The sequence below is a fragment of the Planktothrix agardhii genome (assembly GCF_904830935.1).
Classification (GTDB): domain Bacteria; phylum Cyanobacteriota; class Cyanobacteriia; order Cyanobacteriales; family Microcoleaceae; genus Planktothrix; species Planktothrix agardhii.
In genome coordinates this window covers 598,944-612,610 of sequence record NZ_LR882952.1, presented here as the reverse complement: position 1 = coordinate 612,610, position 13,667 = coordinate 598,944, and the positions used below count along the sequence as shown (strand labels likewise).

The following is a 13,667-nucleotide window of genomic DNA, read 5'->3' as shown; positions in this document are numbered from 1 at the left end:
GTAATATCACCGGAATATGTTAAAAATCAATGGTTTAAGGTACTGGATTATTGCGGGTTATTTAATTCCAATTTTGCTTTCTTTATTAGTAGCTGGAATTGTATCCTCCAATGTCGAAAAAGTTCGGAGAACAACCCTAGAAGTCCAAACATCCGGTGATGCTATGCAAGCTATTAATAACTTGGCTTTAGCCACGAAAGACTTAACGATTGCTGCCCAGGGATATATTTTAGTTAAAAATCCTCAGTCCCGTGAGTTGTATAAAACTTCTGAATCTCTTTATCGAGAAGCATTGGTAGATGTGAAAACACTGATTACCAATCGTGAAGTGATTCAAGATTTAGATAGTTTAACTGGATCGGTAGACCAATTAGAACAATACTATTCGGCATTATTCAAATTAATTAATGATAATAAAGTTGACCAAGCCCTAGAGATTTGGAAGCAAGGAAAAGGTACGGAATTATCAACAACGGTTTTAGAGAAAACTCAAAAATTTATCGCCTTGGAAACTCAACAAGTAGAGGCGTACCATCAACGGCAAAATGATGCTTTAGATCACCTGATTAATACGGTTTGGATCGGAACAGGAGCAACTATATTTTGTTCAATTTTATTGGGAATTAGCCTCATTACTCTCATCTTCAAGCGAATTAATCAAGAAGCATCCCAAATTTTGCAAGCCTCCCAAGAATTAGTTAATATTATGGAATCTCAAGAACGAGTCACTGTTCAGCAAGCAAGTTCAGTGAATGAAACTACAGCTAGTATGGATGAATTGGGTGCATCAAGTCGCCAATCTGCCGAACAAGCATCAACAGCCGCCACCGGAGCTAATCAAGTTTTACTCTTAGCGGGTGGTTATCAAAAATTATCTGTTGAAACGGGTAATAGTTTCAGTTTGAAAATAAAAATGGAACAATTACAACAGCAAATTATGCGTTTAAGTGAACATTTAGGAAAAATTTATAGTATTACAAATGTGGTCACGGATTTGGCAAGTCAAACAAATATGTTAGCCTTAAATGCTTCTGTAGAAGCTGCTAGAGCCGGAGACAGTGGGAAGGGATTTGGGGTGGTGGCATCTGAAATTCGTAAACTAGCAGATCAAAGTCGTAAATCAGCCGAAAAAATTAGTTCAATTGTTACGGATATTCAAACGGCGACTAATTTAACTATTAGGGTGACAGAGGAGGGCTCGAAATCCGTTGAAGATATTGTTCATGCAATTAATGATGTCGCTATTAATTTGCAGCAAATTTCCCTAAATACCCAACAACAATCTATTGCGGTTGAACAAGTTGTTGATGCCATGAATAACTTAAATTTTGTTTCCACAGAAATGGCGACCAGCATTAACCAAACCAAACAGGGAGTTCAAAAGTTAAATGAAACCGCCAAAAATCTGCAAACTCTGGTTTAATCGTTCAAAATTGAATTACATTGACAGGATCAAAGACTTATGATGATTGAAGATGATGAACTACGGGAAGTTTTTAAAACTGCTAGTGAAGAACATTTGCAGAATTTAGATGAAGGATTATTATATCTGGAAAAAAATCCCAATGATGCGACAAAAATAGAAGAATTATTGCGAGAAGCCCATAGCCTGAAAGGAGATGCGGGAATGTTAGGGGTCAAAGATGTTGCCACCTTATCCCATCAAATTGAACATTTATTAGGGGGGTTGAAACGTCAGGAAACCACCCTCACGGCTGATTTAGTGGATCGAATTTCCTATGGGATTGATGCGATTCGTCAGTTAGTTTATGCTGCGGTTACCGGAGAACCCTGTGAGATTAATGCTTTTCATAGTTTAGCCTATCTGATGGGGGCTAAACCCGAAACACCGACGGATGCAATTTCAGCTATACCGACGGTGAATTCTGAACCGCCTCCCCCTGATGTAGTAGAGTTTGAAAGTCAAGAGGAACCGAGCGAAATCGAGGAGCCGATTATTGACTCAGTTCCTTTGCCCGATGTCGCACCGGATGAAACCCCTATTCTAGTAATGACCGTGGCTGAACCGATGAATGCTACGATGCCTCCAGTAACGGCCAGTCGCGACTCTACTTATAAAATTGAAACCATTCGAGTCCCGACTCGTAATTTAGATGGGTTAATGACTCAAACGGGAGAATTAACGGTAACAAAAATTCGGATTGCCCATCGGTTAAATGAAATTGAAGACCTGGTGAGTTTATGGGAAGAATGGAGTCGAGATGCCTTTGTGAATCGGTTTGTGGTTCATGACTTAGAAAATAACCTCAATCGTTATAGTTCTGAAAAGGGAACAATCGGGCAACTGCAAAATTATTATCATCGTAGTACGGAACGTTTAGAACAGTTGGGATCTTTAATTAATCAACTTAGAAATACTTTTTCTGAAGATATTGCCCGTTTAGATATTATTAGTGATGAACTTGAAGATGGGATCAGAACCTTACGTTTATTACCCCTATCAACTATTTTTAATTTGTTTCCTCGCATGGTACGGGATTTAGCGCGGCAGCAGAGAAAAGAAATTGAATTAGTGATTTCTGGTGGAGAAACCCGTGCGGATAAACGGATTTTAGAAGAAATGAAAGATCCTTTGATGCACATTTTAAGAAATGCGATTGATCATGGGATTGAAACTCCAGAAGAACGGCAAAAATTAGGTAAGCCAGCGATCGCAAAAATTGAGTTACGCGGTTATCAAACGGCGACCCATATTGTGTTAGAAGTTTGTGATGATGGTTGGGGATTAGATATCGAAAAAATCAAACAAACTGCTTTAAAACGGGGAATTTGTCAACCGGAAGAATTATTGGGAATGACTCCACAACAAATTCATAGTTTAATTTTTGCTCCTGGTTTTACCACCCGAACAGTCGTCACCGAAGTATCGGGACGGGGTGTGGGAATGGATGTGGTACGAACCAATGTAGAACGTTTAAAAGGCATTATTCAAGTCGAATCTTCCCCAAGAAAGGGTAGTGTATTTCGGATTCAATTGGGAACTACCTTAGCAACAGCCCATGTTTTAATTGTATCGGTTCAGGGGATTTCCTATGCCGTTCCCGTCGAATTTGTCCAAATGACAAAGCTGGTTCAAGTTAATGAAATTTTTGCGATTGAAGGCCGAGAAACGATTGTTTTTGAAGACCAACCGATTTCCGTAGCTCAACTAGCTGATTTATTGGAAATTCGGTGGACTTCTTCTCAGTTTGAACCGGAATCTACAATTTCTCAAGAGTCCAAATCTCGTTTTTCCCTTTCCCCATCCTTGATCCAAAAAAATCCCAGTTCTCCCACAATGGATGTGGCTTCACCCTGCATTATTCTAAAAGTGGGAGAAGAAAAATTAGGATTGTTTGTTGATGCTTTAGTTGATGAGCAGGATGTGGTCTTAAAACCCCAAAGCCAACTATTAAAACGGGTCAGAAATGTGGCGGGAGCCACGATTTTAGGAACGGGGGAAGTCTGTATTATTTTAAGTCCTCAAGACTTAATTAAATCCATTCGTAAACAAGCGGGTGTGATCAGTTCCCCCATCGTCCGATCTGCTTTAAAGGTTCAGGATAATTCCTCTGTTAAACCGGTGATTTTATTAGTAGAAGATTCAATCACCACTCGGACTCAAGAAAAACGAATTTTAGAAGCCGCGGGTTATGAAGTTGTGACGGCGGTGGATGGATTAGATGGGTTTAATAAACTCGGCACTCGTTCCTTTGATGCGGTGGTTTCTGATATCCAGATGCCTAATTTGGATGGGTTAAGTTTAGTCACTAAAATTCGACAAAATCGGGACTATAGTGAACTACCGATTATTCTAGTGACTTCTCTAGCTTCCGATGAAGATAAACGCAAAGGTGCAGAAGTTGGGGCAAATGCCTATATTACTAAAGCGTCTTTCAATCAAGAAGTTTTGATCGAAACTCTAAAAAGATTAGTATGATTAGGAATATCTATCTAATCAGTGAATAACTGTAAAATGCCAATTCGAGTTGTCCTAGTTGAAGATTCGGCTGTTGCTTTGATTATTCTCAAACGAATTTTATCAACATCGACCGAGATAATTGTTGTAGGAACGGCTCGAACCGGTAAGGAAGCATTGATATTGGTGCCCACTGTCCAACCGGATGTGATTTGTACGGATTTTCATATGCCCCAAATGAACGGACTGGAATTTATCCAAGAAGTCATGGTGATTTATCCCCGTCCGATTTTGGTGATCAGTGCTTCGGTTCAATCCGATGATACTCAAAATGTTTTTCAACTGTTAAATGCTGGGGCCGTTGATGTGTTTCCTAAACCGACAACGGGTTTAGCCTCGGATTATGAATTGATCGGACGGGAATTAATTCAAAAAATTAAAGTGCTTGCGGGCGTCAAAGTTTTTACTAAACATCGTAAATCCCAACCCAACGTTAGTAATAACCATTTATCGATCACCTCACCTCCACTGATCAGTAAAACTCTTTTATCCTCACCCCATTCCAAAGTTGTAGGTGAACCCTCAAGATTTTTCGGTGCATCTTCTCAAACAATTAAAATTCTGGGGATTGGTGCTTCTACGGGTGGCCCCCAAGCTTTACATACAATTTTGACACAATTTCCCAGTAATTTTCCCGTTCCTATTGTTTGTGTTCAGCATATTAGCGAAGGATTTTTGCCCGGGTTAGTCAGTTGGTTAAATGGGGAATGCAATTTATCTATTAAAATCGCCATGGTCGGTGAACTTCCCCAGGCGGGCTCGGTTTATTTTGCCCCAGACGGATACCATTTAGAATTTAGCCATACGGGTCGTTTTTCCTATTCAAATGCACCCCCACTGGCGGGTCATCGTCCGGCGGTGACAGCTACTTTAAAGTCTGTTGCTGACTGTTATGGAGCCAGTGCTGCGGGGGTTTTGTTAACCGGAATGGGCCGGGATGGGGCTGATGGAATGAAGGCTATTTTCGATCAGGGTGGGTTAACGATTGCCCAAAATCATGATAGTTGTGTAGTCTTTGGAATGCCCGCAGAAGCGATCGCTTTAGGGGCTGCCCAACACATTCTATCGGTGAATGATATTGCTCCTTTTATTCTTAATCGGGTGAAGGGGTTAATCTAAGATTAATGTATTTTTGAATAAAGGACTATTAAAATGAAGTTTAAGTTAAATTTAAAACCGGAAGTTAATTGTCAGGATAGACTTTTAAACCTAAGCAAAGTTTTGGGTTTAATTGGGGGACTGTCTTTTTAATCTAGTTCTTGTTCTAAAACATTGGCGATCGCTTGTCTGGCTGTTTCGTTAAATTCTCGAATATTTACACGATTTAATAATACAATTGCTAGAATCATGCCAACAGCTTGTACGACAAAAACCGAACCATAAGCGAGGAAAGGAACCTGAAAAATTGCCCGTCCTAAATCTAAAATTGCCCCCCCTAAAACCGTTGCTAATCCCCGCGCCATAGCCTGTGCTAAACCCCAGGCTCCAATAAAGGTTCCGGCAGTTTCAGCTAAGGTTAAATCTAACATTAAATTAATCGCTCCTGCTGTCAAAATACCCGAATTTAAACCAAACAATAATAACGCTCCTTTCAATAATCCAGCATTAGCATAAAAACCTGCCATTATAAAAAATAATAAACAAATTGCGACTCCAATACACCCGATTTTAACAGTATTTTTTTTACCGATCCGGGGAATAATTAAAAATCCGGTTGTAGCAATTCCGATTAAAGTTCCGATGCCAAAAAACGCATTTAATTTGGTGGTTTCAGAGACACACATTCCAAACACTTCACCGCCATAGGGTTCTAATACAGCATCCTGCATAAATAAACTAATAGTCATCACCAATAAAAAGCTAAAAAATAATCCTGTTTGTCGGCTGGCGGTGAGAACTTTAAGGGCGCGACTAAAGGTAATTTGATCTTCCCGTTCAACCATTTTTGAGCGCAATTTGTAGCGAGAAAATTTGCGTTCAATACCAATTATTGCTAGAAAAGATAAACTGATCACTATTAATGGGATAACAATAAATAACAGATTAACAGAGGTTTGTAATTGGGGTAAATTTGTAGTTGTTGATGTGGCGATGGGATTATCAACTAAAAGATCTGCACCACAGAGTTCGGGACGATGGAGAATTTTAGAACTAATAATCGCCCCAATCACAATTCCTACCATCAACATTGACCAAACAATACTGACTAATTTAGAGCGATTATTTTCATCGGAAATATCAAATAATAAGGCCGTAAATGGGGTGGAACTTGCACTTAAAGCTAAACCATATCCAGCAAAAATTAATGCTAATAAACCCGCCCACAAATAGGCAATTCCATTGAATCCATTGCTTTGAATACTAGCACCTAATGACCAAACTATTTGTAGGGCTACAAATGCCATACTGGTAAATAAAATTAACCCAATCCAAACATAGCTACTGCGATGATATCCCCATAACGGTTTAGCATCGGACATCTGACCAAACCATACCCTAGCCGGGGAAACAAATTGGTGCATAGCGATCGCTCCCGCCGCTACCAATGCTGGAACTTTTAACTCATCAATCATAATCCGATTAATCACCCCCAGGGTCAACAAAGACATAATCCCTAACCCCATTTGAAACAGACCTAACCGAAACATGGTTAATATGTTAATCGAGGGTAAGGGTTGCCCATTCGGGGGATCCGTCGATGGCAATTTATCCGAGGAATCACTATTTTTCATGGAATGTGAGTTGGTACAACAAAAGGGGAAAACTAATCTTTGACAATTCCGATTAAAGTTTAGACAAAACTCTAATCTAAGATTATAATAGAATTTGCTCAAAAAAAAACGGGTTGTATTTACTCCATAAAAGTTACTAAAAATATCATTAAAAAATGACTCATAAAACAGAAAAAGCACTGTTCCTTATCGGTGGATTAAGCAATGATGATCTACACTGGGTTGTCCATAAAGCAAAGGTAGAAACAATCCCCCCCGGAGAAAGGCTAATTTATGAAAGCCGCCCGATTAATGCGTTATATTTTGTATTAAGTGGATTATTAAGTGTGGTGATCGGTACAAATGAAGATCGAGAATTAGCCCAAATTACGAAGGGGGAAGTGGTGGGAGAAATTTCTTTTATTGATAGTCGGCCTCCTTTGGCAACGGTTAAAGCCATAGAAACGACTCAGGTTTTAGCAATTTCTCGATTTGAACTTAATAGTAAAATACACAGTGATGCTAAATTTGCTGCCCGATTTTATCAAGGTTTATCCCTGTGTTTAGCTAGTCGGATGCGAGGAACAATTCGGCGTTTAGGTTACGAAGATCTGATGGAATATGAACCAGAACCCGATGAATTAAGTTCACAAACACAGGAATTTCTAGCCTTGGCTCAAGCGAAGTTTAACTGGTTAGTTCAAAGTTTGAAATAAAGGGAATAGAAATTACTAATTTAATTTGATACAGAGGCGATTAGTGATTCTCTGTCACCATAATCCACTTCCAAAGCGGATGACTGGGCCCCTGTTTCAATATTTTAAAAATCTGCTGTTCTAAACGTTTTTGATAGGCGGGAGAAACCCCGAATAAAATGTTACGACTATGCCAAACTAATGTGGCTGTTGTTGTACCGAGACACAACCCTAAACCAAGGGCTGCAAAACGGTTATAAGCTAAACCATAGCGAACCGCAGACCAAGTAAAATAGTTTTGCAAAAGGGAAATTTCTTCCCGCAATCCCCACAAACTCAAGGGTGCAACTATTACCCACAAAAGTCCAATTACCAGCCATCGGCTGTAAACGGTAATTTGGTGCATTTTTTGGACTTGACGCTTAAAATTTGCATCATCCGGTGACGGGTTTAATTCCATTACTATCTCCCTTTTTTTAACTAAAAATAACTGTGTTTTTTAATTAGGACAATTTTAAATTTGGCTATTTTTAGGTATTAAATTGTTGAGCATAAAATTGAGCATAGCGATCGCCTTTTTCTAAGAGTTCTTGATGGGTTCCTGATTCCATAATTTTACCCTGTTCTAAGACGAGAATGCGAGTTGCCCGTCTGACTGTGGCTAAACGGTGGGCAATAATAAACACCGTTCGATCCTGCATTAATCGTTCTAAGGCTTCTTGAACCAGGGCTTCTGACTCGGAATCTAAGGCGGATGTGGCTTCATCTAAGATTAAGATTCTAGGGTCTAATAATACGGCCCTGGCGATCGCAATTCTTTGTCGTTGTCCCCCCGATAAATTAACGCCACGTTCGCCAACTAGGGTTTGATATCCATTAGGAAACTCCATAATAAAGGCATGGGCATTAGCAATTTTAGCCGCAATTTCTACATCTTTTAATTCATAATAGGATTGACCAAAGGCAATATTTTGAGCAATAGTTCCTGAGAATAAAGTAATATCTTGGGGGACAATTCCAATTTGTCGCCGTAGGCTTTTTAAGGTGACATCCTGAATATCAATATCATCAATTTTAATTGTTCCTGATTGACGATCATAAAATCGGGGTAACAGGGTAACTAAGGTGGTTTTTCCCGCTCCTGACGGCCCCACTAAGGCCACCATTTCCCCCGATTTAACTAATAGGTTCAAATTTTCTAAAACGGGTTTATTATCTTCTTGACTTTGGGAAAAATCGGTTTTAGGATAGGTAAAACTAACGTTAGCATATTCAACTTTTCCGGTGACATGGGGTAGAATAAAAGCATGGGGTTTTTCCACAACCGTCGGTTGTACATCTAACAGTTCAAAAATGCGATCGCACGAAGCCTGACCCTGTTTAAAATCACTATAATTACTGGTAGTTAATGATATGGGATCGATTAATAATGCCACCGCCGCCACATAACTAATAAATCCGCCCCCAGTTAAATTCCCTTGGGAAATTTGCCATCCCCCCAAAAAGAATAATAAAATTACACTCATAGCTTCTAAAAAGCCAACAACCACAAATTGTAAAGCCTTAATTTGTTCAGCTAAATATTTAGCTTTGCGGTTTTGTTCGGCTTCTAAACTAAAGCGATTAATTTCATACTCCTCGGCGGCAAATGCCTGGACTAAGCGAATACCACTAAAGACTTCTGTTAATAAAGAGGCTAAATTAGAAACTCGGTTTTGACTATGGCGAGTAAAAGTTAATAATTTTTCTCCAAACCAACCAATTAATACCGCCATAAATGGGGCTATAATTAAAGTAGCTAAGGTTAATTGCCAGTTAAGATAAATCATATATCCTAAAACCACAATTAATTGCAAAATACAGGGAATAAATTGATGAAAAAATTTATTAATTACTTCCCCAATTCGGTCAATATCTTCCGTGAGACGATAGGCGAGATCTCCAGTTTTGGCAGTTTCAAAATACCCAATATTCAGTTGTTGTAAATGACGATATACCTGTTTTCTTAATTCTAAAACAATCGTTAAAGCAGCTTTTGCCATCAAGGTATCTTGACCGTATTGTACCGTTCCTCGGACAAGGAAAACAACCGCCGCCACCCCCGCTAATTGAGCAATAGCGTTCACATCTCCCCGACCAATATAACCCGCCATTTGTCCGGCTAACCAGGCTAATAACGGCCAAAATACGGTAAATGCAACCGTACAAACCAAGGCTTTAGTAATAGTTTGTCCTTGGGTACGAATATAGGGAATTAATTTTTTGTAACTAGAGGGTTGTTTTTGTTTCAAGTTGCGATCGCCAAAATACTTTTTTTAACTTATCATATTTTGGTATTAAGGTTACGGTTTTTAGGATTGTTATATTGATAATAAATTGCCCAAATTGCCATCGCCCTTAAATAGTGACTAGCGCGGAAAGTTCCGGCGGCGGTAATTGCTTCGGGTGTGCGAAATTGTAAGCCATTATCATAAATTTGTTTAACCACAACTTCGGTTAATTCTAATGCTTCAGCTTTCATTCCCATTTGCAAGAAAAAGGCGGCTAAACCAAAATTAACTCCTGTCCAAACTTCTAAGGGGTGAGTATCTTTCGGGTTAACTGCTTCTCCATTAGGTCTGACACCATTGGCGGCTCCAAATTGTCCATTATGAAACTTTTTAAAACAGGAATCATAAACGGTTTTTAAAGCCGAAATAGTACAATTATGAGGAACAATATCCGGCAATCCCAATAGTTTAGCATAGAATTGACCAGATAATTGATCCGTCATCACTACATCGGAACCGCTACCACTATCTAAACGATAATATTGACCATTCCAAAGAGTTTTTTGATAGAGAGGTTTAGCTGTTTCTAGCCATGTTTGATACAGGGGAATTACCGTATTAGGATGGGGTGTAACGGTTTCTTTTTCTAACAGTGTTCCCATGGCAATCATCGCTTCTAACGCGGCTAACCATAAGCCTCCACAATAGGCACTAATTCCCTGTAATTTCCAATCATCAAAAGTTTGATCCGGCGCGCCACTATTCTCAGGAATAGAATCTTGATCAAGATCAAAAGTTTTCAGATAATTGATGGTTTCAACCATCGCTGACCAACAATCTTTTAAAAACTCATAATCCGTTGCACCTGTCAATAGAAAATCTCGGTAAACTTGCAGGACAAAATCACAGGGTAAATCCTTCCATAAATTACAATCTTGATAACTGGTATAGTTAGTTTTCTCCCAGGGATGTTCATTCGGTGCGCCTAAATCATGGGGGGTTGCACCCACGGCTTTTCTAATAGCTGAAGCCTGATTATAACCAATTATTCGGGGAGTATTATCTCCTTGAGAAATAGCGCGAGAATAGGCAATTAATATGGATTTTTCTAACTCTGGCCATAAAATTAATAGAGAAAATGATCCATATAACCGCACATCTAAACTTTCATACCAGCGATAATCTAAACATTCTAAAACCCCAAATTGACCGATAGGATCACGTTCATCCGCAGCACTCCAAATTGCTCCCCCATCGGTGAGTAAATATAACTCATTAAACAGTGCCATTTTAAACCAACTCGGTAAATCTTGACGCTGTAAAATTGGGTTTTGCCATGCTTGAATATGTTCTCGCCAGGTGTCAGAATGTTTCATTGCAGTGCGAATCATTGACCAAGCATTATGACCATTACGACCAAAAAAGTCAGTATAACGACGATAATAATTAATTCCCGATGCGAATTCAGTAATTGGTAAATCCCAAGCTAAATAAAAGGGAATCTTTCTGGTTTTCCCTGGTCTAATCGTAAATTTAACCGCCAAAGCCACCGCAATTCGTTCGTCTTCTTTAGCAGGATGTTCACTTTCTTGGTCTAAAAGTGTACCATCTTCTGAGAAACATTGCCAAATATCTTCCCCATTTCCTGTTGGGTTCCAACGGGTTTGATAATATACTTCAACCGCCGGATTTGTAATAGTTGCGATCGCAATTTGTCCATCTCCTTCCTGTACATCTTCATTGACAGTTGGGCGGGTCATTAAACAGCCAATACGATGAAAGTCTTCGACTAATCTATTAATACTTCCGGCACTTTTTCCCCAGTTGGGTTCATATTCATATACCGGACTTCCATCATCTCTAACCTTGACTTCTGGACTAGCTAAACTATTAGTAAACCAGCCAATAGTATTTTCCCAAGTTAATAATATACTTAAGGTAATCGGTTCATCCGTGGGGTTATGGGCAGTCCATTCAAAAATTGCGATCGGATAACTACTTTCTTGATAGTTTTTTGCCCAAACAGGAGATAATTGTTCACAAGTTAATTGAGCAGAAAAGACATTTTCATAAACAAACCAACTGCGAGGATATAGGGCATGATAGGTTCCATTTTCTGGTTGATTTGGATACCAATTCCATTTCGATAAACTAGCATCTTCAGGTGCTTCTGTTGATAAAGCATAAGCTTTTTTATGACCGTTTATTTCTTCATAAACGCTAAATTGACAAGCAGGAAGTGTCTGAAAAATATGTTCCCCTCCGTCCAAATGCCAAAGGTTAAAATCTCCCCTGGAGGAGCGTCCAATGCAACCCGCACCCAACCCCCCTAGGGGCATTCCGTGCCAAGGGCCATCATCTAAATTACTGGCGTAGCGGACAGTATAGGGTTTTTCCCACCCTAAACCAATGGGACGACTCCAAGTAGACTCAGGAATATTAGAAATGGGGCTAGAATGGGTCATGCTGTTAATGGATAATTCTGTTTTAATAAAATAAAATTCCCCCTTGGGATGTTTTGAATTTTCCCACAATTGAGTTGAATAAGCAAGGGTGATTTTATTCCCGCAGTCTTTTTTTATGATAAAAAATCCATAATTCTGCTAGATAATAAAATAGAATAATCCCAATTAAACTGGCATTCAAATCAACGATACTGAAGGTACGATTGGGTAAATAAATTTGTGAGATTTCTTCAGCAATGGTTATAAGGGTAAATAAAAACGGCCCCAGGGGGATGAAAATCTTATTAATTACAATCTTTTTTCCTCCTAATGCTAAATGAGTTAAAAACGATGCAATTCCATATAAAATAAAATGTCCATAAACATCATAATGAGGGATTTTTCCTAATAAATCATAAGGTAAATTTCCCCCATTAGCTGTAATTACAATTAATAATAACAACAGAAAATAGAGAAGAAAAGCAATTTGCCAAGGTTTTTTAGATTGTTTCATGGTTTGATTGGGTGATTAGGCTTTATTCCCAAGATATAAGGGCTAACACTTAACAACAATTCCTATTTCATTACTTCCGCAAATTTCGGGATATAATCCTTAGCAATTCTCAATAGGTATAATATTTGATTGTAGGGGTTTGGTCTCCAAACCCTCTTTGCACCTGGGTTTAGAGACTAAACCCCTACAGGTTTTTGTCACTAATTATTTATAGCAATCCGCGACGCGCGAGACGGAGGTTGTGGTAAAATTGCATTATGATCTATATAGGATTGCTATAGTGATTTTCACTGTTTGGTCTACGCCGGGGTTATAATTCATGTATAACCTTTATCGGGTAAATAATCTTTAATCTGTACATTACTCATTTGAAAACTGGTAGATTACGAAATAAGTAGGTGTTAAATGAATAGCCACAAAGTAACATTAGAAATTTCGGAAACCCTTTTTGAGCAACTCTCTTTACTAGCTGATCTAAAAGAAGAATCAATAGAATATTTAGTTGTTCAAATTATTGCCGCTAAATTACCTTGCTTAATTCAAAGAGAGAGTCAATTGAATCAATTATTAGAAGCAATTAAACCTGATAGCATTCATACTGAGATTGGACTGGAAACATAATATATGAAATCTGATAATTCTCAGTTGTATATTCCCCGTCAAGGTGATATCATTTGGATTGACTTTATTCCGCAAATCGGCAGGGAACAGGCAGGTCGCCGTCCAGCTATTGTTATCTCAAAAACAACATATAATCGCCGAGTTGGACTAGCTTTAGTCTGTCCAATTACTAGCCGAGTAAAAGGTTATCCTTTTGAAATACCAATTCCAGAAGGATTGGCAGTATCAGGAGTTGTTTTAGCCGATCAAATTAAATCATTTGATTGGCAAGCAAGACAAGCAGAGTTTGCTTGTAAAATGCCTCCAGAAGTCCTAATTCAAGTAGTGGCTAAATTAATGAACCTATTACCCGAAATAGAGATTTAGTTAAATAAATTTGATAGCTATAGATCGCGGTTTAACTCTTAATACAAAATCTGCTTAATCTAGGCTG

At 38.7% G+C, this 13,667-nt stretch carries 11 protein-coding genes; 6 read left to right on the top strand and 5 right to left on the bottom strand.

All coding sequences use genetic code 11. The features are described 5' to 3' along the window. Nucleotides 1-16: 16 nt before the first annotated feature. The 3 genes from NMG88_RS02745 to cheB are packed head-to-tail and all read left to right on the top strand — an operon-like array spanning nucleotide 17 to nucleotide 5,098. Complete coding sequence (locus tag NMG88_RS02745; RefSeq protein ID WP_235750949.1) at nucleotides 17-1,423, top strand: methyl-accepting chemotaxis protein; 1,407 nt, start codon at nucleotides 17-19, stop codon at nucleotides 1,421-1,423. Between the two features lie 42 nt (nucleotides 1,424-1,465). Then, nucleotides 1,466-3,940 (top strand): hybrid sensor histidine kinase/response regulator, encoded by a 2,475-nt coding sequence (locus NMG88_RS02740; protein WP_235752117.1) that lies wholly within the window; start codon nucleotides 1,466-1,468, stop codon nucleotides 3,938-3,940. A 36-nt stretch (nucleotides 3,941-3,976) separates the two neighbouring features. Continuing rightward, the gene (gene cheB, locus NMG88_RS02735; protein WP_026793851.1) at nucleotides 3,977-5,098 is read left to right on the top strand and encodes a chemotaxis-specific protein-glutamate methyltransferase CheB; all 1,122 of its coding nucleotides are present in this window, start codon (nucleotides 3,977-3,979) and stop codon (nucleotides 5,096-5,098) included. Between the two features lie 128 nt (nucleotides 5,099-5,226). On the opposite strand, the gene NMG88_RS02730 is transcribed toward cheB, so the two are convergent. Beyond that, nucleotides 5,227-6,711, bottom strand: a complete 1,485-nt coding sequence (locus tag NMG88_RS02730; RefSeq protein ID WP_254033516.1) for a BCD family MFS transporter — start codon at nucleotides 6,709-6,711, stop codon at nucleotides 5,227-5,229. Between the two features lie 155 nt (nucleotides 6,712-6,866). Here NMG88_RS02730 and NMG88_RS02725 point away from each other — a divergent pair, with 155 nt between their 5' ends. After that, the gene (locus tag NMG88_RS02725) at nucleotides 6,867-7,406 is read left to right on the top strand and encodes a cyclic nucleotide-binding domain-containing protein (RefSeq protein ID WP_026786916.1); all 540 of its coding nucleotides are present in this window, start codon (nucleotides 6,867-6,869) and stop codon (nucleotides 7,404-7,406) included. 40 nt (nucleotides 7,407-7,446) lie between these two features. Here NMG88_RS02725 and NMG88_RS02720 read toward each other — a convergent pair whose 3' ends face one another. The 4 genes from NMG88_RS02720 to NMG88_RS02705 all read right to left on the bottom strand — a co-directional run bounded on the left by NMG88_RS02720 (nucleotide 7,447) and on the right by NMG88_RS02705 (nucleotide 12,613). After that, on the bottom strand, nucleotides 7,447-7,845 hold the full coding sequence (locus NMG88_RS02720; RefSeq protein ID WP_254033517.1) for a hypothetical protein: 399 nt from the start codon (nucleotides 7,843-7,845) through the stop codon (nucleotides 7,447-7,449). Between the two features lie 70 nt (nucleotides 7,846-7,915). Then, entirely contained in the window at nucleotides 7,916-9,676 is a 1,761-nt protein-coding gene (locus NMG88_RS02715) for an ABC transporter ATP-binding protein (RefSeq protein ID WP_042151619.1), read from the bottom strand. 32 nt (nucleotides 9,677-9,708) lie between these two features. Further along, complete coding sequence (locus NMG88_RS02710; RefSeq protein WP_227366346.1) at nucleotides 9,709-12,120, bottom strand: GH116 family glycosyl hydrolase; 2,412 nt, start codon at nucleotides 12,118-12,120, stop codon at nucleotides 9,709-9,711. 94 nt (nucleotides 12,121-12,214) lie between these two features. Next, complete coding sequence (locus tag NMG88_RS02705) at nucleotides 12,215-12,613, bottom strand: VanZ family protein (RefSeq protein WP_027249345.1); 399 nt, start codon at nucleotides 12,611-12,613, stop codon at nucleotides 12,215-12,217. 405 nt (nucleotides 12,614-13,018) lie between these two features. Here NMG88_RS02705 and NMG88_RS02700 point away from each other — a divergent pair, with 405 nt between their 5' ends. Then, the gene (locus NMG88_RS02700) at nucleotides 13,019-13,234 is read left to right on the top strand and encodes a hypothetical protein (RefSeq protein WP_027249346.1); all 216 of its coding nucleotides are present in this window, start codon (nucleotides 13,019-13,021) and stop codon (nucleotides 13,232-13,234) included. Between the two features lie 3 nt (nucleotides 13,235-13,237). Then, nucleotides 13,238-13,600, top strand: coding sequence for an endoribonuclease MazF (gene mazF, locus NMG88_RS02695; protein ID WP_027249347.1), 363 nt, complete (start codon nucleotides 13,238-13,240; stop codon nucleotides 13,598-13,600). Nucleotides 13,601-13,667 lie beyond the last annotated feature (67 nt).